Annotated in this window: 15 protein-coding genes, 2 tRNA genes, 2 rRNA genes and 1 riboswitch (1 of these 20 cut by a window edge); of the genes, 13 read left to right on the top strand and 6 right to left on the bottom strand. The window is 60.1% G+C overall.

Annotated elements, in window-relative coordinates; genetic code table 11:
- The first annotated feature begins 240 nt into the window (after positions 1–240).
- Positions 241–1,899 carry a hypothetical protein gene (locus tag AB8B20_RS17000; RefSeq protein WP_439074554.1) on the top strand — a complete coding sequence of 553 codons (1,659 nt, stop codon included), beginning with the start codon at positions 241–243 and terminating at the stop codon, positions 1,897–1,899.
- 507 nt (positions 1,900–2,406) lie between these two features.
- On the opposite strand, the gene AB8B20_RS16995 is transcribed toward AB8B20_RS17000, so the two are convergent.
- The 3 genes from AB8B20_RS16995 to AB8B20_RS16985 are packed head-to-tail and all read right to left on the bottom strand — an operon-like array spanning position 2,407 to position 5,328.
- The gene (locus tag AB8B20_RS16995) at positions 2,407–3,345 is read right to left on the bottom strand and encodes a prephenate/arogenate dehydrogenase family protein (RefSeq protein ID WP_120287235.1); all 939 of its coding nucleotides are present in this window, start codon (positions 3,343–3,345) and stop codon (positions 2,407–2,409) included.
- Between the two features lies 1 nt (position 3,346).
- Positions 3,347–4,450, bottom strand: a complete 1,104-nt coding sequence (gene hisC, locus AB8B20_RS16990) for a histidinol-phosphate transaminase (protein WP_120288021.1) — start codon at positions 4,448–4,450, stop codon at positions 3,347–3,349.
- A 26-nt stretch (positions 4,451–4,476) separates the two neighbouring features.
- Positions 4,477–5,328: a chorismate mutase gene (locus tag AB8B20_RS16985; protein WP_089267606.1), complete on the bottom strand. Its 852-nt coding sequence runs from the start codon at positions 5,326–5,328 to the stop codon at positions 4,477–4,479.
- Positions 5,329–5,531: 203 nt separating this feature from the next.
- Positions 5,532–5,611: riboswitch (SAM riboswitch) on the top strand.
- Positions 5,612–5,698: 87 nt separating this feature from the next.
- Between AB8B20_RS16985 and metX the strand changes: the two genes are divergently transcribed.
- The 3 genes from metX to AB8B20_RS16970 all read left to right on the top strand — a co-directional run bounded on the left by metX (position 5,699) and on the right by AB8B20_RS16970 (position 8,576).
- Positions 5,699–6,901, top strand: coding sequence for a homoserine O-acetyltransferase MetX (gene metX, locus AB8B20_RS16980; protein ID WP_089267605.1), 1,203 nt, complete (start codon positions 5,699–5,701; stop codon positions 6,899–6,901).
- Positions 6,902–6,903: 2 nt separating this feature from the next.
- On the top strand, positions 6,904–7,590 hold the full coding sequence (metW, locus tag AB8B20_RS16975) for a methionine biosynthesis protein MetW (RefSeq protein WP_439074555.1): 687 nt from the start codon (positions 6,904–6,906) through the stop codon (positions 7,588–7,590).
- 341 nt (positions 7,591–7,931) lie between these two features.
- Positions 7,932–8,576, top strand: coding sequence for a TIGR02594 family protein (locus AB8B20_RS16970; RefSeq protein ID WP_068729161.1), 645 nt, complete (start codon positions 7,932–7,934; stop codon positions 8,574–8,576).
- A gap of 6 nt (positions 8,577–8,582) precedes the next feature.
- Here AB8B20_RS16970 and AB8B20_RS16965 read toward each other — a convergent pair whose 3' ends face one another.
- Positions 8,583–9,356 carry an MOSC domain-containing protein gene (locus AB8B20_RS16965; protein ID WP_439074556.1) on the bottom strand — a complete coding sequence of 258 codons (774 nt, stop codon included), beginning with the start codon at positions 9,354–9,356 and terminating at the stop codon, positions 8,583–8,585.
- Between the two features lie 231 nt (positions 9,357–9,587).
- Between AB8B20_RS16965 and clpB the strand changes: the two genes are divergently transcribed.
- Positions 9,588–12,224: an ATP-dependent chaperone ClpB gene (gene clpB, locus AB8B20_RS16960; RefSeq protein ID WP_439074557.1), complete on the top strand. Its 2,637-nt coding sequence runs from the start codon at positions 9,588–9,590 to the stop codon at positions 12,222–12,224.
- A gap of 69 nt (positions 12,225–12,293) precedes the next feature.
- A complete protein-coding gene (locus AB8B20_RS16955) occupies positions 12,294–12,740 on the top strand; it encodes an NAD-dependent epimerase/dehydratase family protein (RefSeq protein WP_439074558.1) in 447 nt (148 codons plus the stop codon).
- Between the two features lie 31 nt (positions 12,741–12,771).
- On the opposite strand, the gene AB8B20_RS16950 is transcribed toward AB8B20_RS16955, so the two are convergent.
- Complete coding sequence (locus tag AB8B20_RS16950; RefSeq protein ID WP_439074559.1) at positions 12,772–15,279, bottom strand: hypothetical protein; 2,508 nt, start codon at positions 15,277–15,279, stop codon at positions 12,772–12,774.
- Between the two features lie 238 nt (positions 15,280–15,517).
- Here AB8B20_RS16950 and AB8B20_RS16945 point away from each other — a divergent pair, with 238 nt between their 5' ends.
- Genes AB8B20_RS16945 through AB8B20_RS16935 form a run of 3 tightly spaced genes read left to right on the top strand, consistent with a single transcriptional unit; the run spans position 15,518 to position 16,211 of the window.
- Complete coding sequence (locus tag AB8B20_RS16945) at positions 15,518–15,652, top strand: hypothetical protein (protein WP_439074560.1); 135 nt, start codon at positions 15,518–15,520, stop codon at positions 15,650–15,652.
- A gap of 56 nt (positions 15,653–15,708) precedes the next feature.
- Positions 15,709–15,924, top strand: coding sequence for an aspartate/glutamate racemase family protein (locus AB8B20_RS16940; RefSeq protein ID WP_439074561.1), 216 nt, complete (start codon positions 15,709–15,711; stop codon positions 15,922–15,924).
- Positions 15,855–16,211, top strand: a complete 357-nt coding sequence (locus tag AB8B20_RS16935) for an aspartate/glutamate racemase family protein (protein ID WP_439074562.1) — start codon at positions 15,855–15,857, stop codon at positions 16,209–16,211. The genes AB8B20_RS16940 and AB8B20_RS16935 overlap by 70 nt, the downstream gene beginning before the upstream one ends.
- Before the next feature lie 28 nt (positions 16,212–16,239).
- Here the strand turns inward: AB8B20_RS16935 and AB8B20_RS16930 are convergent, their stop codons facing one another.
- The gene (locus tag AB8B20_RS16930; RefSeq protein ID WP_439074563.1) at positions 16,240–18,303 is read right to left on the bottom strand and encodes a peptidoglycan DD-metalloendopeptidase family protein; all 2,064 of its coding nucleotides are present in this window, start codon (positions 18,301–18,303) and stop codon (positions 16,240–16,242) included.
- Positions 18,304–19,139: 836 nt separating this feature from the next.
- On the opposite strand from AB8B20_RS16930, the gene AB8B20_RS16925 reads away from it, so the two are divergent.
- From AB8B20_RS16925 to AB8B20_RS16910, 4 genes are all read left to right on the top strand, one after another.
- Positions 19,140–20,626 (top strand): 16S ribosomal RNA (locus tag AB8B20_RS16925).
- Between the two features lie 236 nt (positions 20,627–20,862).
- Positions 20,863–20,939 (top strand) — tRNA-Ile (locus AB8B20_RS16920).
- A gap of 107 nt (positions 20,940–21,046) precedes the next feature.
- Positions 21,047–21,122 (top strand) — tRNA-Ala (locus tag AB8B20_RS16915).
- A 469-nt stretch (positions 21,123–21,591) separates the two neighbouring features.
- Positions 21,592–21,719, top strand: a 23S ribosomal RNA gene (locus tag AB8B20_RS16910) (it continues 2,692 nt past the right edge of the window).
- The 16S and 23S rRNA genes sit together here with 2 tRNA genes alongside, the layout of an rRNA operon.

Here is a 21,719-nt window from a genome sequence, read left to right as displayed (position 1 = left end):
CATAGCTTTTCCGTTTTGATGACGGTGAATTGCGAATTGGAAACCAGAGACACACGGGGGCTTGTGACGTTGCTAGAATCCTGTCCCCGGTCGATTTCGACGATGTAGTGTAGACTTGGACGAATCCCAAGTTCGCAAGTACGAGTGCACTTTCCTGAGCGCGCCTGACACGCTAAGATGATCCCAACAAAGGTTTGGGAGCACTTGGTGGGATCTTCACGAGTCGCCTGGGCGGCGACCATGGTAATCGTCGTGGTCGTCGTTTTCATTGCTTTTAATCTCAATCACGGCATTGGATATGCAAACGGTCCGGCGTGCGACGATTGGTACTATTTTGGGATCTTCGAGGACTATTGGAATTCAGTGTCCGTTGCTCCCGGAATGTACCAAATTATCCGGTACTCCGCTGTCCTCCCATGGTCATATGTCGCGCCCCATTTATCGACAGTCGCCTTCCATGACCTGAAGTTCTGGGCGCACATTCTCCTAACGTCTGGCTTATTCACTTACGCAGCGATCAAACTTTACGGATCGCGAGTAGGCGCGATCACAGCGATACTATTCTCCTGCTCGACCCTCGTTCTCGGCTCTATGTCCCATGACTACGTGACGGGTGCAGGCGTGCTATGGGCCAGTGCTGCGATTGCTGCAACACTCTATGGTGCATCGCGTGACAACCAACTGCCCGGCGCCTTCGCTGTCGGCGCATTCTATGCTCTTTGCGTCTATACTCACATTCCGATCATCTTGTTCATATTCGCAGTACCGCTTCTATTCTTCGCAGTATCCAAGCGATCAAATCCGATCCTCTCATTTGTTCGTTTCAACATCGTGGGACTGGTCGGCTTCGCGGTTGCGTCTCTTGGTCTCGCCGCGTTCAGTTGGGTTATAGGAAACAACTTCTATTTTTACAGCCCGGAAATTTACGCCGTCTTCATCGCCGTTAAGCCAGGGTTTTATGCTCGGCCAACACCGAATAATTTCGAGTGGTTCAAGACTGACACCAACATCGCGTTTTTCGTCGCGGCCTTCGGTGTATCGCTAGTTGCTCTGGCTAGAGCAATCATCTTCCGCGACGTTGACCGCCGGAATCTTATCCCGACTCTCGTGTACATCCCCGCGGCCGTCATGTGCTTCGCTTGGGAGTTTTCTGGTCAAGTCGTCCTGCAACAGAACGTCTATGCACCATGGATGTATCCCGTTGCTTTCCTCGCCTGCGGAGCAGGCCTCTCGCAGGCCCCTCGCTTGAACATCCCGACGACCGTAATCATCACCTGTCTCATTGCCATCGCGCTGTGCGTGGCCGCTACGACGATCGGGGTCAATATCGGCGCCAAAGTCAGATACCCAGTTGCGCTAGCCTTCATCATGTTCGCCGCGCTGGCAATCTGGCGCTATAGTGCTGTGCCCTTATACGCAAGCTTGGCTGCGCTAGTTTGCTTGACTTTCCCCACAGGATACGGGGCACTCCCATGGTTTATAGATGGATCTAATGAGCGAAGACTGTACGAGATCGTAAGTCAGGCACGCCGGTTCATTGTTCCGAATTACAAGGCCGGAGCCGCGTTCTGGATCTCCGGTCGCGTTAGAGATGAATTCCCGAGTTTACCACCAGTCACGATCCCTCGCACATTCTTGGAATGTAGCGCCTACCCCGGCGCCTTCCCATCGGTTGTCAGACCCACCGAGGCTTGGGATTCATCTTCTACGGACCTGAAAACTCTTTCCAATTCCGGGAAACTTACGAAAGGACGAAGATTATTCATAATCGCTCCGGGTGATGACATAGCGGCGCAAGCAAGCGAAGCCCTAAAGGACATTGGCCGGACTGTTCGCCAAATTGGCGAGGTCAAAATATCCGACGGCTTTTCGGTGGCGGCAGTTGATGTGGCCGATTGAACGAGAATGCACTTCAGTTCTACAGACCATCTGTTTGCGCAGGATTGCCGGATTCCTGAGCCTACTGCATCGTCACCGCTCGCGCCTCGACCGTGATCATCACCGACCGCTGCAGACCCGTTCGACGCCGTGGTGACCCTAGCGCGTGACGACCGTGCCTCTCGCATTGTCATTGGGTTCATCCAGTGGTGTCAGCGCTGACCGTGACATAGGCCCTTATAGACTTCACGGGTGTCCAGAAAGATGAACGATTTATTTGGTTCGCTTCCTGCGGAGACTTGGAGATAGGCAACGTTGATGAACTCGGCTCACTGTGCGCTGCGTGGGTGTCTGGCATTGAGCTGTCACGCGATAACGAACGGTCAGCGGAATCGGCGACGACGTTCGCGGCGCCAAGGGAACCGCGTACAAGGGACATTATACGGACACCGATTTCCGTTTCCCCTGCCATCTCAGTTGGTTACATAGAGGCTCATACTCCCGCAAGGGGAGAAGGGAAGAAGAGCCTCAATCCTTCTTCGTCAGCGCCTGATGCTTGCGCCCGAAGTCCGGTGCCGCTTCATCCTGACCGATGCTCACGATGCCGCGGCGGATCGCGCGGGTGCGGGTGAAGTGCTCGAACAGCGCATCGCCATCGTCGCGGCGGATGGCACGGGTCAGTTTCGACAGGTCTTCCTGGAAGGTGCCGAGCATTTCCAGCACCGCGTCCTTGTTGGCGAGAAACACGTCGCGCCACATGGTCGGGTCTGATGCCGCGATACGGGTGAAATCGCGGAAACCGCCCGCGGAGAACTTCAGCACTTCCGAACGAGTCACGTCTTCGAGCTCGTCGGCCGTGCCTACGATTGTATAAGCGATCAGATGCGGCAGATGGCTGGTGACCGCGAGCACCAGATCGTGATGCGCGGCCTGCATGATCTCGACATTGGCGCCGAGCGCAGCCCAGAAGCCGGTGAGCTTCTCGACGGCCGCGGGATCCGCGCCCTCGGGCGGCGTCAGAATGCACCAGCGATTGCTGAACAGTTCGGCGAAGCCGGAATCCGGGCCGGAGTTTTCCGTGCCGGCGACCGGATGCGCGGGAATGAAGTGGATGTTGTCCGGCAGATATTCGGACATCGCGTGCAGCACGGAGGCTTTCACCGAACCGACGTCGGAGACGATTGCGCCGGGCGCGAGATGTGCTGCGATGCTTTTCGCCACGTCACCCGCCACGCCGACGGGGACGCAGGCGATGACCAGATCGGCATCCTTGACGGCGCTGGCATTGTCGTCGGCGATGCGGTCGGCGAGCTTGATTTCCACGGCGCGTGCGCGCACGGCCGCCGAATTGTCGGTGGCAACCAATTCACCGGCAAGGCCGAGCTGCTGGATGCCGCGCGCCAGCGACGAGCCGATCAGGCCAAGCCCGATCAGCGCGATACGTTTGAAGGGCGGCGTGGCGCTCACGTCATTGCCCCGAATTCGATGCCATGAATTCACGCAGCGTCTCGATCACCAGCCTGTTGGCTTCCTCGGTGCCGATGGTCATGCGCAGCGAGTTCGGCAGGCCGTAATTGGTCACGGCGCGGAGCACCAGCCCGCGCCTGGTCAGGAACGCATCGGCATCCGCTGCCGTCTTGCCGGTCGCCGGAAAATGCATCAGCAGGAAATTGGCCACGCTCGGCGTCACCTCGATGCCGAGCTTGGTGATTTCCTCGGTCAGGATGCCGATCCACTTGGCGGTGTATGTGCGCGACATCTCGACATGGCCGGTGTCCTCGATCGCCCCCACTGCGGCCATCATCGCCGGCGCCGAGACGTTGAACGGCCCACGAATCCGGTTCATCGCATCGACGATGTGCGCAGGGCCGAACATCCAGCCGATCCGCAAGGCGGCCAGGCCGTGCACCTTCGAGAAGGTGTAGGTGGCGACGGTATTCTCGGTGGTCTTCGCCAGCTCCAGGCCGTTGTCGTAGTCGCCCTTGGTCACGTAGTCCCAGTATGCGGCGTCGAGCACCAGCAGCACGTGCTCCGGCAGGCCGGCGCGCAGGCGCTTGATCTCGGAGGACGGCAGATAGGTGCCAGTCGGGTTGTTCGGGTTCGCCAGCCACACCAGCTTGGTGCGCGGCGTGACGCAGTTCAGGATCGCATCGACATTGCAGGTGAAGTTGGTTTCCGGAGCGACCACATTGGTGGCGCCGTTCGCCTGGGTAGCGATCGGGTAGACCAGAAAGCCGTGCGTCGTCGAAATCGCCTCGTCGCCGGGGCCGAGATAGACATGCGCAATCAGGTTGAGAATTTCGTCGGAACCGGCACCGCAGATGATCTGCGCGGGATCGAGGCCGAAGCGGTGGCCTAGCGCCTCGCGCAGCACCTTCGACGTGCCTTCCGGATAATCCTCGAGATGCGCGACAGCAGTGGCGAAGGCGTCCTTGGCGCGCGCCGACGGACCGAACGGGGTCTCGTTGGCCGACAGCTTGTAGGTCTTGCGGCCGGGCTCCACCACCGGGCTCTTGCCAGGGGTGTAGGGCGCAATATCGAGAATGCCGGGCTTCGGCACGGGACGAGACATCTTCAACTCCAGAACGTCAAATTGGCTTACGAACGCGGTGCGTCGCTGGCGGCCACGGTATAGCGGGTTGCGTGGCTGCCGACGAGAGCCGTGGAGCGTACCGAGGCGCCGGCTTCGATCAGCGCCGACTTGATCTTGTCGAGGCTGGAGGCTCTCGTGATCGAGATCAGCAGCGCCGCGCCGTCAAAGGCGGTATCCGGCACGGCGACGATTTCGGCCAGCGGCGATAGCGCGCGCGCGGTCTCGGCATTCCAGCCGGACACCCGCACGCTCCACATCTCGACCTCGGTCACCATGGCGCTGTCGGCAACGCGTGACACCACGAACACCGGCAATGCGGCCGGATGGTCGGCGCGTTCAATGAACGGCAGGCGTGCGATGATCTTCGGCGCGCCCAGGGCTTCCAGCGGGATCCACCACGGCGTGCGGCTGGACGTCGCCGAGACCAGCGCGAGATCACCCTTGGACTTGGCCACGGCCTCGACCGCTGCGGCGGCGCTGAAATGCGCGACGTAAGGCACCGTGAAGCCGAAATGAAAGCGTGCGGAATCCCGCATCGCACTCTCGCCGAGCGACAGATCCGCATGCACCGAGAACGGCGCCTGAACGTAAGTGAAAGTCGAGATGATCACCCGCCAGATGCTCTCGACGGTGTCGATCGGCAGGATGCCGCGATGGCGCTGCACCAGACGGCGCATCATGTCGGCCTCGCGCGCCGGCCGGAAGGCGGAGCCGACCTCCTGGGTCTGCTTCACCGAAATCAGCCGGTCGATGATGTCGCCGCGCTGCATCAACAGGGCGTGAACCTGCGCGTCGATGCTGTCGATCTCTTTGCGCAGTTCATCCAGCGAGGGCGGGGCGGGTGGTAATTTCGACATGTTCAAAACCTTCGGGACGGGAGGCGTGATAGGTCCCGTCGAGCTTGCCGGGCCGGCTCCGGGGAGCCGGCGGGCACGGCCATTGATTAGGTAAGACGGTGCCGGAAAGCAAAGAAAACATGGAAGATTTGGCCGCAGGGCAGTTGGGCAATTTGACCGGGGTATGCCCATATTGACGGCAGGCGGGTGTGGGACTAGTTTCTGGTCTCTTCCGTGGTCATTTGAGCCGGCCGGCTTGCAGCCACGTTAAACAACTCGCTAAACAGGCCGGGGACAGTTTGATCCCGGCCGAGCTATTTGTTCAGGCCGGGTTTTTTATGGCCTGATTCCGGTTTTGGTTTGAGAACCTCCTGAGGAGGCCGGTATCAAGATGGTAAATGTCGAACTGGTGAAGAGTCCGGTTGTCCGCCCCGATGAGCGTGGACATGAAGCCGATCACCCGACCTCGCTGGTCGCGGGTTTTGGCATGGATCAGCCGCTGCGGCTTGATTGCGGCGTCGACCTCGCGCCGTTCCAGATCGCCTATCAGACCTACGGAACGCTCAACGCTGACAAATCCAATGCGATCCTGGTCTGCCACGCTTTGACCGGCGACCAGCACGTCGCCAATATCAATCCGATCACCGGCAAGCCCGGCTGGTGGCAGACACTGGTCGGCCCCGGCAAGGCACTCGATACCGAACGCTACTTCATCATCTGTTCGAATGTGCTCGGCGGCTGCATGGGCTCGACCGGTCCGGCCTCGACCAATCCCGCCACCGGCAAGATCTGGGGACTGGATTTTCCGGTGATCACCATTCCCGACATGGTGCGTGCGCAGGCGATGCTGATCGACAGTCTCGGTATCGGTCAGTTGTTCTGCGTCGTCGGCGGTTCCATGGGCGGCATGCAGACGCTGCAATGGACCGCGGCCTATCCGGAGCGCGTGTTCTCCGCGCTGGCGGTCGCCTGCAGCACGCGGCACTCGGCGCAGAATATCGCCTTCCACGAATTGGGGCGTCAGGCCGTGATGGCCGATCCCGATTGGCGCGGCGGGCGCTACTTCGAGGAAGGCACGCATCCGCATCGCGGCCTCGGCGTCGCGCGGATGGCCGCGCATATCACCTATCTGTCGGATGCCGCCTTGCACCGCAAGTTCGGCCGCCGCATGCAGGACAGGGAGTTGCCGACATTCTCCTTCGATGCGGATTTTCAGGTCGAGAGCTATCTGCGCTATCAGGGCTCGTCCTTCGTCGAGCGCTTCGATGCCAACTCCTATCTCTATCTGACGCGTGCGATGGACTATTTCGATATCGCAGCCGACCACAACGGCAAGCTTGCGGAAGCGTTTCGCGATACGCAGACGCGCTTTTGTCTGATGTCGTTCACATCAGACTGGCTGTTTCCGACGGCGGAATCGCGCGACGTCGTGCACGCGCTGAATGCCGGCGGCGTCCGCGTGTCCTTTGCGGAGATCGAAACCGACAAGGGTCATGATGCCTTCCTGCTCGATGTGCCCGAGTTCCTCGATATCGCCGGTGCATTTCTGAACTCCGCAGCCTCCGTGCGCGGCCTGCCTGTTACGGGGACATAGAGATGGCGTTTCCACAACAGACCTTGCCGCTGAATGCTGCGGTGGCGACGCCGGCGCCGCGCGGCACGCAGGATTATCGAGGCGATCACCTCCTGGTTGCGGAGATGATCAAGCCGGGCTCGAAGGTGCTCGACGTGGGATGCGGCGACGGCGATCTGCTGCAACTGCTGGAGAGCCGCGGCATCGACGGCCGCGGAATCGAATTGTCGCGCGAAGGCGTCAACCGCTGTGTCGGTAAAGGCCTCGCCGTGGTGCAGGGCGACGCCGATACGGACTTGATCAACTATCCCGACGATGCGTTCGACTACGTGATCCTGTCGCAGACGCTGCAGGCGACGCGACAGCCGCGCGTCGTGCTGGAAAATCTGCTGCGCATCGGCCGCAGCGCGATCGTGTCGTTTCCGAATTTCGGCTTCTGGAAAATGCGCGTGCAGTTGCTTGTCGGCGGCCGCATGCCACGTACGGAGAATCTGCCGGCGACGTGGTACGACACGCCGAACATTCACTTCTGCACCATCAAGGACTTCGTGCAGCTGTGCGACGAGATCAACGTGAAGATGGAGCGCGCCGTTGCGCTCGATCTCTATGGCCGTCCGCTGCGCCTCAATGCGCCGTGGTGGTTCTGGAACATGTTCGGGGAGCAGGGCGTTTTCCTGCTGAGCCGCGCGAGTAAATCGGCGCAACCCTGATCGCGTATAGATTTCTGCCTGATGGAAACAGAAATCCCGCATTCCATGCGGCTTTTCACGCCGTGTGTCGGCCTGTGATGCACGCCAAAGATGTGCGTAAAAGCTAATTCGAATAGGTAATATAAGCGCGCATTCTGTCGAATGGGTGGCTGCTATGTCTATACGTATGGCGTCCGTTGAAGTTGAAGCGATTCACTCCGATGTCGCCGTTAAAAAATCGTCACTTGAACCGTTCTAGGTCTTGTTATCGCCATACCAACTTCGTTACCACGCCCGTCCCGATTGTTGGCCCGCGTATTTGGGCCGATGGGGTCCGGGGGTGTTAAGAGGAAAAATTCGGTATGGTTCAGTTCTTTGCGTATCGCCGTGCACTTCGCATCTCGGCTCTTGCGGTGTGTTCGGCGGCAGTTCTCGCGTCAGTCTCTCCCGCGTCGGCACGTCCTCATCACGGCGCTTCGCGTCATTCGCACCACGTCGGCAAGTACACACACAGCACGCGTCATCACGTCCGGCATCGCGCGCGGTATGCACGGCGCAGTGCCCGAGTCGAACAGCAGGCGCCTTCGTTCGGCGACTCCACAAATTTCAATAACGCCAATGCAAGCATGAACCAGCCTTCCGGCGGCTTCGGCGGTTCAGGCATCGTCGATGCAGCGCGCAGCTTCATCGGCCGCGGCAATCCGACGGCCCGCGGCCGTTTGTGGTGCGCAGCGTTTATGAACCTCGTATTGAAGCGCACCGGCCATCAAGGCACCGGGTCTGATATGGCGCGCTCGTTCTCGAGCTATGGCCAGCGCATCTCCGGTCCGCAGGTCGGCGCCATCGCCGTGATGTCGCGCGGTCGTCGCGGCGGTCATGTCGGTGTCGTCTCGGGCGTCGATGCCAAGGGCAACCCGATCATCGTCTCCGGCAATCACGGCAACCGCGTCGCCGAGTCGGTGTATTCGCGTGGTCGCGTTTACGCCTACGTGATGCCGACGAGCTGAGTTCGTCTATTCTGCGACGACGATCTTGTCGCCGGCGGTGATCATGCCGCCGGTGATGACCTCTGCGTAAATTCCGCAATCGGCGTGACCGTAGGTCTGCAGCAGCGTTTTCGGAATCGTCAGATCCCGCGCGGCCGTATCCGGATCGACATTGGTCGCTGCACATCGGACGATGCGCTTCACCACCTTGAGCCGGGTGCTGCCGATGGCGAGCGTCCGGTCGATCAGGTCGAATTCATGCCAGGCCGGCCAGCCCGCTACATGCAGGTTGCCGCGAAAGCGCAGCGGATGCACCGGCTGGCCGACGGCCTTTTCGAGATCTTTGACGCTGGCGAGGTTGATGATCGACACCACCTTGCGCGGCACGTCCGAAAAGCTATGGCCGTCCGCGAACAGCACCCTGGGTGGTCCGCGCAGTTCATCGGCAAAATTTGCAGCAAAGAACGCTTCGATTTCCGCACGTCCTTCGGCCGTCTGCAGATCGGCTCGCGCTGCCTCCACATTATCCTGCCGGATCGTCAGTGTATGGCTGGCGTCGTCGTAGTGGCTGCGGAGCGCGGCCAGGCGCTCGTTGCGCATCAGCATCAGAAACTGGGTCTTGGGAAAATATTGCGGTGCTGCCGGGTCGAACCCGATCGGGCCGTTCTCGATGGCATAGCGCCGGTCGGCCGGCAGGGTCTGGCCGGGCTTCAGCGTGACTTCTTCCAGAGGCTCGGGCGTCAGGCCCTTCACGGGATAGCGGTAGATGCTGGCAACGCTGGCGTAAGACTGTTCTGGCATGGTTCCGGTCTTAAGAGATTTGGGCCCGCGGCGCTATCGCCTGGCCGATTGGAATTTTATGCGGACCCCTTCCGTTTCGGGAACTGGCTGCCCACATTTGCATCAAGCTGGTTTTGACGCCAGCGACGACCGCAGCCGGTTGACCACCATCAATGCGGCCTGCGGATACCCAATGAAGATGCCCCATCCGTGCTTTCGAGGCGGACAGGGCAGGCCGAGGGACAACACACAATGAATATTGAGAAATACACCGAACGGGTGCGCGGCTTCATCCAGTCGGCGCAGTCGCTGGCCGTGCGCGAGGGCCACCAGCAATTCTCGCCGCTGCACATTCTGAAAGTTCTGCTGGACGACAGCGAAGGGCTGGCCGGCGGCCTGATCGATCGTGCCGGCGGCAACTCCCGCGCCATCCTGAAGGCGACGGAAACCGAGCTGGGCAAGATGCCCAAGGTCTCGGGCGCAAGGGCCGGACAGGTCTATCTGGCGCCGGCGACTGCGCGCGCCTTCGATGCCGCCGAAAAGGCCGCCGAAAAGGCTGGCGACAGTTTCGTCACCGTGGAGCGGCTGCTGCTTGCGCTGGCGGTCGACAAGGACTCCGAAGCCGGCAGCCTGCTGAACAAGGGCGGCGTCACGCCGCAAAATCTCAACGCGGCGATCAATGCGCTGCGCAAGGGCCGCACGGCGGATTCCGCCACGGCCGAAAACGCCTATGACGCGTTGAAGAAATATGCCCGTGACCTGACCCAGGCCGCGCGCGATGGCAAACTCGACCCGGTGATCGGCCGCGACGAGGAAATCCGCCGCACGATTCAGGTATTGTCGCGGCGAACCAAGAACAATCCCGTGCTGATCGGCGAACCCGGCGTCGGCAAGACCGCCATCGTCGAAGGTCTCGCGCTGCGCATTCTCAATGGCGACGTGCCGGAGAGCCTGAAGGACAAGAGCCTGCTGTCGCTCGATCTGGGGGCGCTGATCGCCGGCGCGAAATATCGCGGCGAGTTCGAGGAGCGGCTGAAGGCCGTGCTGGGCGAGGTCACCTCGGCAGAAGGCGGCATCATCCTGTTCATCGACGAAATGCATCAGCTGATCGGCGCCGGCAAGGGCGATGGCGCGATGGACGCGTCGAACCTGTTGAAGCCTGCGCTCGCCCGCGGCGAATTGCATTGCATCGGCGCCACCACGCTCGACGAATATCGCAAGCATGTGGAGAAGGACGCGGCGCTGGCGCGGCGTTTCCAGCCGATCTTCGTGGCTGAGCCGACTGTGGAAGACACCGTCTCGATCCTGCGCGGCCTCAAGGACAAATACGAACAGCATCACGGCGTCCGCATCACGGACTCGGCGCTGGTCGCTGCCGTGACGCTGTCGAACCGCTACATCACTGATCGCTTTTTGCCGGATAAAGCCATCGACCTGATGGACGAGGCTTCGGCACGGTTGAAGATGCAGGTCGACTCCAAGCCCGAAGAACTCGATTCGATGGACCGCGAGATCATCCGGCTCAAGATCGAGCAGGAGGCGCTTGGCAAGGAAACTGATGCCGGCTCGAAGAGCAGGCTCGAAACGCTCAAGAAGGAACTCGCCGAGCTAGAAGAGAAATCGGCCGCGCTCACCCAGCGCTGGTCGGCCGAGAAGAACAAGCTGTCGAATGCGCAGAAGCTCAAGAGCGAGCTCGATGGCTTGCGCCTCGAATTGGCCGATGCGCAGCGCCGCGGCGAGTATCAACGCGCCGGTGAGCTGGCCTATGGCCGGATTCCCGACCTTGAAAAGCGTCTGGCCGATATCGAAGCCAACGAGAATTCCGAGATGATGGAAGAGGCGGTCACCGCCAATCACATCGCGCAGGTGGTCTCGCGCTGGACCGGCGTGCCGGTCGACAAGATGCTCGAAGGCGAGAAGGACAAGCTGTTGCGGATGGAGCTCAGCCTCGGCGAGCGCGTCGTCGGCCAGGCCGAAGCCGTGCGTGCGGTGGCAACTGCCGTCCGTCGTTCACGCGCGGGCTTGCAGGATCCGAACCGGCCGATCGGCTCGTTCATGTTCCTCGGCCCCACCGGCGTCGGCAAGACCGAGCTGACCAAGGCGTTGGCGTCCTATCTGTTTGACGATGACACCGCGATGGTTCGTCTCGACATGTCCGAATACATGGAGAAGCACTCGGTCTCACGCCTGATCGGCGCGCCTCCGGGCTATGTCGGCTATGACGAGGGCGGCGCGCTCACCGAAGCTGTGCGGCGGCGGCCCTATCAGGTCGTGCTGTTCGACGAGGTCGAGAAGGCGCATCCGGATGTGTTCAACGTGCTGCTGCAGGTGCTCGACGACGGCCGCCTGACCGATGGCCAGGGCCGCACCGTCGATTTCCGCAACACGCTGATCATCATGACGTCGAATCTCGGTTCGGAATTCCTGGTCAACCAGCCCGAGGGGGAGGATACGTCAGCGGTGCGCGACCTGGTGATGGGCAACGTCCGCGCCCATTTCCGGCCGGAATTCCTGAATCGTGTCGACGAGATCATCCTGTTCCACCGCTTGCAGAAGAGCGAAATGGGCCGGATCGTCGAGATCCAGTTCGCGCGGCTCACAAAGCTGCTGGAAGATCGCAAGATCACGCTGGTGCTGCACGACGAAGCCCGCGACTGGCTCGCCGACAAGGGCTGGGATCCCGCTTACGGCGCCCGTCCCCTGAAACGCGTGATCCAGCGCAACGTGCAGGATCCGCTGGCCGAGATGATCCTCGCTGGCTACGTCAAGGACGGTGACCATGTCGACATAAGCGCCGCCGGCAACGTCCTGACCTTCAACGGCAAGCCGGCCCGGACCGCGGAGATCGCCGAGTTCGAGGCGCCGGTGCCGAAGCGGCAGCTGAACTGACGGCACGGGTTTAAACGCAACGAAACGGCCTGAATCTCGCGGTTCAGGCCGTTTCCACGTCGGAAGATCATGACCCGCATCCTCGTGGTCGGCGCCACCGGCCTTGTCGGCCACCATGTCATCGCCAAAGCGCTCGCCGACAGTCGGATCGCGCGCATCGTTGCGCCGACGCGGCGGCCGCTCGAGGCGCATGCGAAGCTCGACAACCCGTTGGTTGATTTCGACCGGTTACCAGCCGAGGCCGACTGGTGGGACGTCGATGGTGTGATCTGTGCACTCGGCACGACGCGAGCCAAGGCCGGCTCGGATCAGGCGTTTCGTGTCGTGGACCATGACTATCCGCTCCCAGTCGCGCGACTGGCGCGGAAGCATGGTGCAGGCTGTTTCGCGCTCAATTCATCGGTGGGTGCCAATGCGCATTCAAAGCTGCTTTATCCGCGGACCAAGGGAGAAGTCGAGGAAGCGCTGAAGGCGATGGGCTTTCCGTCTTTGCCGACAAGATCGCCGATGCATTGATCGAGGTGGCCGTGACCGGCCAACCTGGTGTTCACCTCATCGAATCGGCTGCACTCGCCGCGGATTGATGTTGCCTTGACGGGCGTGCATCGGCGCCGGCGATGGCTGCTGCAAGCCCATCCTGCGGCACGAGTCCTGGCGCATCCGTCGCCTCCACGATCGGCTGATCCGCGCGGCTCGCGCGCCACTCGACCAGCATCATCACCGTACAGATCGCGTAGAAGCCGACACCGATCGTGTAGGTTGCAGCGATGCCGAGTTCGATGGACAGCGCCATGCCGAGCGCGGAAGCCAGCATGGAAGTGATGCCGTTGGCGCTCCAGAAGAACGGCAACAGGTTTTCATGGCGGCGCCAGAGACCGAGGCCGAGCGGGAACATCATGCCCATGCAGAAGGCAGGCGGCGCCAGCAGCAGAATGGAGATGCCGATCCGCATCTCGGTGGTAGCTGACCGCGTCCAGGTGGTGACGAGCGGCGTCAGCCAGCCAGCGACGGCGAGCGTGATGAGCAATGCGGCGCCCCTGAACGCAGCGGTAGCTGCACGTGGCGTCTTGGCGCTGACTGTGGCGCTGCCGATGCCGCCGAACAGCAGGATCGCAAACAGCACGACGCCGAGGCCATAGACGGGATGTCCGAGAAACACCATCAGCCGCTGCATCTGCGAGATTTCGATCAGCATGAAGCCCATGCCGATCGCGCTAAAATAGGCAACAGGCGGTGTCAGGATCGATAGCGGCATCTGCCGTGCGAGCGCTACGAACGGCACGGCGATGTAATAGACGCAGGCGGCGAGCGCGGTCAGAACGAGGATCAGCGTAATGGAGATCGCTGTATTATTGTTGGTGACGCCCACCGACGGATTGGTAATCAGCTCGCCCAGGCGCGACGTATAGAAGAAGAACGGCTTGTCGTCGGTGGAGGGCGTGATGTTCTCCGGCAGAGATGTGAAATAGGCGTGGTCAGCCTTACCGGACATCAGCGTCGAGGTCACGCTGTCGAAGCCAATGCCTGGTCCGAGCAGGACCTTGAAGCCTTGCGCATGTATTCTTTCGCGTGCGGCGTTCCATTCGGCCGTGCTGAACGCGTCGGGCCGTGTGATGACCGTGACGATCTCACCGACGTTCAGAGTGATCACGTGCTGCGTAAGCTCTGCCGCGGGCACGCCGCGTTGTTGCAGTGCTTTGGTTGCGATGGCAATCAGGCGATAGAACTCGCCGCGATGGCTATCCGGGTTGTACCAGCGCGACACCGACAGCAAGCCGCCAGGGTTCAGTGCGCGATAGAAGTCGTCCCATGCCTCCACGGTGTAAAGACGATTCTCGGTCAGCGTCAGACCGCCGGCTGCCGTCGCGGCCCATGTGTCGATCAGCGATATCTGCACGAGGTCGTATTTGTCGGGCGAGTGATTGATGTAGCTGCGGGCTTCCGCATTCACCAGCGTGACGTCCGGCCGCCTATGCAGATTGCCGGCGAAATCGGCGAACTTGTCGGTGAGGACTTCGAAGATCGCAGGATTGATCTCGATGCCGCTGATTTTTCTGGCGCCGAAATACAGGCCCGAGAGAATATCGCGTCCGCCGCCGACTCCGACAACCGCAACATGTCCGGGCGGCTGAACGAGATAGGCGGCATTGATGACGTCGTCCTTCAAATAGGACAGCTTGCTGAGATCACCGTCGAATTTGGTAATAACCGTGGCGGCATCGGCGTCGATATCGAGACGCTTCTGGTCGATCTTGGTTTGCGGCTGGCGTACGAAGCCCCAGCCGATCGGCGGTGTCTCATCCATCCCCGTGACGCGCACGCGCGAATAGGTATTCCAGCGTTCGAACAGCGTATCGGTCTGTTCCATGCCCTTGGCCCAGAACACGCCGAGATGGCTCTTGCCGGAGGCGGCGAGTCCGGTATGGACCGCGGCAGCTGCGACCAGCGCGAGGGCGACCGCGCGGCTCAGGCGCAGATTGCTTGAGCCCTGTTCGTTGCGCGACACCATCCAGCCGGCGCCTGCGGCGCAGGCTCCGATCCACAGTGTTGCGCTGACAGGATCGACGACGAGCAGCAGGAAGATGACGCCGAGGCAGCCAAAGGCTGCGCCGGACAAATCCGAGGCGTAGAGCCAGCCGCCGCCATAGGGCAGGCGCGTGAGTAATAGCGTGATGCAGATGCCGCTTTCGGTGAACGGCAGCACGAAAGCCAGCGTTGAAGCGGCCAATGCCATTTGAACATAGGGTGCGGGGACAAACAGCGGCGCGCAGAGCAGGAGCGCCATGGCGCCGACGCCCGACAGCGCAAACCACGAAGCATGGCGGGCGAATTCGTTCGCTACGTGCTCTGGTGCGTATCGTGCAGGCTGGCCGTACACTTCCATCGCGCCACGCGTGAGGCCGAGCATGGCCAGCGAGATCGCTGCGAAGGCGAAATGATAGTAGAGCATCACGCTAAAAAAGCGTGTGATCAGAATTTGGTAGGACAATGTCGCGGCGGCCAGCACGAAAATGGCGAGGCAATAACGGCCTTGAATCCGGGGGAGTGTCTGCAAGACTCTGTCCTTAGATTGAAATGTGCCATGATTGGAAATTGGCGGACGCGTGATTTAATTTACGCGTGCAAGTTGAAGCAAATTTCCTAATTTGGTCTTGCCGGAATGCGCGAAAGGGCCTGGAACGCCTCGAAGTTGCAAGGAATGCGCGTTTTTGCATGCGCATAGGCCTTCCCCTAGGCTGCCTTGGTCGCAGTCCGTGAGCGCTCCGTGTGATCGACAATCGTTTTGCTTTGGTGTGGTCGGCGGTCTCGGCGCGCTGGCCGGGGCCGACCTCCTGCAACAACTGATCCGGGCCACGGCCGCCGACCGCAAGCGCTATGCCATTGTGTTCGAGCAGCAGAGTTTTCCGGACGATGAGTCTGCGGACTGACATTGCCTACGATCCGATGGGACGGAGACTGTATGTTTTTAGCCTGATCCGGCGGCTTGGAAGCCGATCTGATCGCGATTCCCTGTAATACGGCGCATGCCTTCGTGGATCGCATGCAGATGCATTTGCGGGTGCCGGTTCTCAACATGCTGGATGAGGCGATGGCTCAGATCGCCGACCGCTATGCTGGGCGGTCGGCCTGTTGGCCACGTCGGGTACGGTCGAAAGCGGCGTCTACGCGGCTGCGGCGGCGCGTGCCGGCGTTCGACTGATGGTGCCCGATGACGAACATCAGGCGCTGGTTATGGAGGCGATCTACGGTGTCGAGGGCGTCAAAGCTGGCTTTACGGAAGGAAAAGGCCAGGCTGATCTGCGCCTGGCGACCGATCATCTCGCGCAACGAGGGGCAGGAGTGATCGTGCTTGGCTGTACCGAACTGCCCCTACTGTTTCCGCAAACGGAGACGTTCGACGCGGCCGGCCATATCGTGGCGCTCCTCGATCCGACCCTGCAGTTGGCCTCGGCCTGCATCAGGCATGCCCGCGCGGCGTCGGTCTGACGCATGGTATCAGGCGAAAAATAAGAATTTAGCGGCTGGTCGTCGGCCGTGCTGGTGACACCGCGCCGGTCACGCCTGCGTCGGACACGCGGGCGCCGGGGCCACGCATGGTCATCTGGGCGTCGATCCGGTCACGTTCCTTCTCGAAGCCGGCCATGATCGGCCCTTCGAGCGAGCGGCCGCGCGGCAGTTTCACGCGCATCGGATCGACGAAGCGGCCGTTGACCAGAATTTCGTAGTGAACGTGGGCGCCTGTGGACATGCCGGTGGAGCCGACGAAACCGATGACCTGACCCTGCCGCACGCGCTTGCCGGGCTCCATGCCCTTGGCGAAGGCCGACATATGGCCGTAGGCGGTCTCGTAGCCGTTATTGTGCTTGATGCGGATATATTTGCCGTAGCCGCCTTCCCAGGCTGCTTTTTCGATCACGCCGTTGCCGGATGCGAAAATCGGGGTGCCGTAGGGCGTCGACCAGTCCACGCCGGTATGCATCTTGGTGTAGCCGAGGATCGGGTGGCGGCGTCCGCCGAAGCCCGAACGCATGATGGCGTTATTGACGGGTTTGCGGACCAGAAACTTCTTCGCGCTCTTGCCGGTCTCGTCATAGTAGTCGACGACCGAGTCGTCGGTGGTCAGGAAGCGATAGTATTTCTTGGTTTCGCCGCCCACCGTAAGCGAAGCAAACAACACTTCGGTCTTTTCGGTGATGGTGGCGCCTTCGTCTTCGCCGGCAAAGAACACGTCGAACGAGTCGCCGGGCTGTACTTTGCGCTGGAAATCCACGTCGTAGGAGTAGATCCGGATCATATCCTCGATGACGGTAGCCGGGACCTTGTTGCGCAGCGCCGTCTCGTAAATGCTCTGATAGAGCCGCACGCCGGTGCCGTCATCCTCCTCGTCATCATCCGATGCGCTTGGCGCTTCGGCGACGGTGTTCATGCTGGAGACGTCGACGGCGACGTATTTGCCGAGATCGGAGAGGGCGGCGACAGCTTCGATGGTGGAGTCGTTGGCGACGATCACGCGATACGGCTGCAAGCGCTGGCCAGGTCCGGCCGGCGACATCAGGATTCGAACTTTCTGGCCTTCCTTCAGTCCGCCGTCGCGGCCGCGGGCACCCAGCGTAGTGGCAATGGCCTTGGCTTCCTCGGGCATCGCGCCCTGGTCGCGCAGGATCGTCAGGATGGTGTCGCCCTTCTTGACGATATGGATACGCTCGCCATTGGGGTTGCCGCCGGTCGCCTGATCCTTGGTCTTGGCCAGCAGCGTGACGTTTTCCGGCACGATACGGGTTTCGAAGCCCGCATAAGGATCGGCTGTGGTGCCTTCGGCGGCATAGGCCATCTTCATGTCGGGCTGTCCGCCGATATCGCCGGTGGCGCTGGCGACCGTCGTGTAGCGAACGCCAGTATTGCCGCGCCAGTTGGAGGCGTCGCGCACGCGCATCAGCACTTCATCGATGGCAACGCTCGCGCCGATTTTGGCTTTCGGCAACACCTGACCAAGATCGCGGGTGACGAAGGAGACTTCGGCATCCGGCTCGACGGCATTCGGATTGACCGCGGCGTCGTCGCTGTTCGGGGCGGGGCTGCCGACATCGGTCAGCAGGCGCTGTGCATTGAAGGGCGGGATCTTGGCGCTAAGATCGCTGGTCGCCATCGCCAGATTGCCGGAAATCCGGATGAAGGGCCGCACGCGCATGACGTCGCGATTGCCGACGCGGGTGACGGTGGAGACTTTGAGTACCTGGCGCGCGGCGGAAGAGTCGCTCGGCGGCGGCAGGCGGTCAGACTTATGCAGGCTGGCTTGTTTGTCGGTGGCACTGAAGGCGCCGCGTAGCGCGCCTTCGACACGCTCCGGTACCTTGGCAAAGGTCATCTCGCCGTCAAGCGACGCAAAAACGGCGCCGCCGATCAGAGCCGCGCCGCAGAGACCTGTGAGGATAGTACCACTGAACCATTGTACCGAGACGCGGCGACGATCGATGACTGCGGCTTCGGAGCCATCAACGGATAGCGGCGGCTCGTGGCCGAGATCAATCATCCCGGTCTCACGATTATAGGCGCCACCGCGTGACAGTCCGTGATTCAAGCCGACATCCCCCGAATTCCCAGCATCATGCGAAGAGTCTTCCCCAAGCACATCGCATCGACGGTCGAACAGTGCGCGCCAAAATGCTGGCCGAATGGACGAACGTCAATGCTGCAAACTCTTTCGCTGTGTTCTCTTTGGCCCAAAAGCGCACTGCGATGACGCAGCTCGTTCTTTCGAGAGACCGTTGGGCCCAGATCCGGTTCGACCACCCCTAAAAAGTTTCAGGGGCGACGCAGAATCTTTGCACAAGGCATGCTCAGAACGTCGGAGGAATGTGGCTCTTGTACGGCGTCACCCCTGTAAAACCTACGCTTTTTGGGCCCTGAGGCCTCCTCCACAGCACGTGACGATTTTCTGACGAATGGCGTTGACAGTTTCGGGTGAGGGGGCCTATAACCCGGCCACTGAGCGCAGCGGCGCCGGGGCCTACCAGCCCGGGCGGTTGTTCGTGTCTCGGAAGCTCATCACCGCGAAGAGTGTTTCAGTAGCCGATAGGTGTCGGCTGCTGATCTGTTGTCGGGTGATTGAGTGACAAGATTTTCTCCCTCCTGGGGAGATTGACGCATCTGCGTCGGGCTGTTTGACAAGTTAAATTGAAGAAAGAGAAACGTGGACGGCGGAGTCCTTGCGGGTCTCGTTCGATGGAAGCTTCGGCTTCTTGAGACGGGGCCGGACGAAAGACTTCGGCGGTACACGTTTTGAACAAAGGTTAACACCATCGTTGTTAGCGCTGTGAAGCGCGGACAGCAGATTGGCTGAACTTCGGTTTGGTCGATTTAGTATGGTGGGACCTCGTCAATACGTTGTGATCAGCCGGTTTAAAGTTTCAAGTCCAACTTGAGAGTTTGATCCTGGCTCAGAGCGAACGCTGGCGGCAGGCTTAACACATGCAAGTCGAACGGGCGTAGCAATACGTCAGTGGCAGACGGGTGAGTAACGCGTGGGAACATACCTCTTGGTTCGGAACAACACAGGGAAACTTGTGCTAATACCGGATAAGCCCTTACGGGGAAAGATTTATCGCCGAGAGATTGGCCCGCGTCTGATTAGCTAGTTGGTGGGGTAAAGGCCTACCAAGGCGACGATCAGTAGCTGGTCTGAGAGGATGATCAGCCACATTGGGACTGAGACACGGCCCAAACTCCTACGGGAGGCAGCAGTGGGGAATATTGGACAATGGGCGCAAGCCTGATCCAGCCATGCCGCGTGAGTGATGAAGGCCCTAGGGTTGTAAAGCTCTTTTGTACGGGAAGATAATGACGGTACCGTAAGAATAAGCCCCGGCTAACTTCGTGCCAGCAGCCGCGGTAATACGAAGGGGGCTAGCGTTGCTCGGAATCACTGGGCGTAAAGGGTGCGTAGGCGGGTTTTTAAGTCAGAGGTGAAATCCTGGAGCTCAACTCCAGAACTGCCTTTGATACTGAAAGTCTTGAGTATGGGAGAGGTGAGTGGAACTGCGAGTGTAGAGGTGAAATTCGTAGATATTCGCAAGAACACCAGTGGCGAAGGCGGCTCACTGGCCCATAACTGACGCTGAGGCACGAAAGCGTGGGGAGCAAACAGGATTAGATACCCTGGTAGTCCACGCCGTAAACGATGAATGCCAGCCGTTAGTGGGTTTACTCACTAGTGGCGCAGCTAACGCTTTAAGCATTCCGCCTGGGGAGTACGGTCGCAAGATTAAAACTCAAAGGAATTGACGGGGGCCCGCACAAGCGGTGGAGCATGTGGTTTAATTCGACGCAACGCGCAGAACCTTACCAGCCCTTGACATGTCTATGACCGGTACCAGAGATGGAACCTTCCCTTCGGGGCATAGAGCACAGGTGCTGCATGGCTGTCGTCAGCTCGTGTCGTGAGATGTTGGGTTAAGTCCCGCAACGAGCGCAACCCCCGTCCTTAGTTGCTACCATTTAGTTGAGCACTCTAAGGAGACTGCCGGTGATAAGCCGCGAGGAAGGTGGGGATGACGTCAAGTCCTCATGGCCCTTACGGGCTGGGCTACACACGTGCTACAATGGCGGTGACAATGGGATGCAAAAGGGCGACCTCTCGCAAATCTCAAAAAGCCGTCTCAGTTCGGATTGGGCTCTGCAACTCGAGCCCATGAAGTTGGAATCGCTAGTAATCGTGGATCAGCATGCCACGGTGAATACGTTCCCGGGCCTTGTACACACCGCCCGTCACACCATGGGAGTTGGTTCTACCTGAAGGCAGTGCGCTAACCGCAAGGGGGCAGCTGACCACGGTAGGGTCAGCGACTGGGGTGAAGTCGTAACAAGGTAGCCGTAGGGGAACCTGCGGCTGGATCACCTCCTTTCTAAGGATGGATCTTCAGAAGTCTGGGTTTGCTTGCAAACCTGAAGCTTCTATCGATCCTCTTTTGAAACATCAGTGGCCAGACATTGGATCAATGTCTGAGCTGCATAGGCGGGACACCGCCGTCTTCGTTTCTCTTTCTTCGCGGACGAACACACGCTGGGGCGTGCTCGTGCTGCTTGTTGGCGTTTGATCGCAAGGTCATGTCGATGAGCCGAGCGCAGTCCTTTGTTGTTAGGGCTTGTAGCTCAGTTGGTTAGAGCGCGCGCTTGATAAGCGTGAGGTCGGAAGTTCAAGTCTTCCCAGGCCCACCATATTTGCGCGCTTTGCTTTCAAGGCTGCTGCTGACGTCGACATCACATGCGCAAGCATCGCATCTGCAAAACGTGTTCTTTAGCGTTGAGCATTCGTCTTCTGGAACGGGGGCATAGCTCAGCTGGGAGAGCGCGTGCTTTGCAAGCATGAGGTCGTCGGTTCGATCCCGTCTGCCTCCACCAGAAACTTTGGTTGGGTGCTGATGAGCGATCGAGACGAAAACAACTTCAAGACATTCAGTGTGTTCAGACAGTGCGCGCCATATGGGCGGCGCCTGATTTAGTCCGCGGTATAACTTCGCTTGTCGGTCTTACGAGATCGACTGCGGGATTTATGACATCGTAAAGAGGAGATCGTTCCGAGGTTCGGATCTGCAAGCAATTGCGGGTGCCGCAATCATAATCTCCAGGAATTGAGTGCGAACGCTTTGCTTGCAAAGCTTCCGCATCTTTATTCCTTTTCAACGAAGCTTGACCGCCTCGTTGTCGGTTCGATCTTACGAAGCAAACTGGTCTTTCTAAATCATATCCAGCTGCATGAAGTGCGCACGGCTTGACCGCCGGCGTGCGGATTTTGCGTTTCCAATTCGTTGGTTGCGCAAAGCAGCGTGCAGCAAACTCTGCCGAGTGTGTGGATATTGATAATGAGAGCAATCAAGTGTCTTAAGGGTATTCGGTGGATGCCTTGGCAATGAGAGGCGATGAAGGACGTGCTACGCTGCGATAAGCTATGGGGAGCCGCGAAGAGGCTTTGATCCATAGATTTCCGAATGGGGAAAC

This window comes from Tardiphaga sp. 866_E4_N1_4 (genome assembly GCF_052076075.1).
GTDB classification, from domain to species: Bacteria; Pseudomonadota; Alphaproteobacteria; order Rhizobiales; family Xanthobacteraceae; genus Tardiphaga; species Tardiphaga robiniae.
This window is presented reverse-complemented; position numbering and strand designations above follow the sequence as displayed.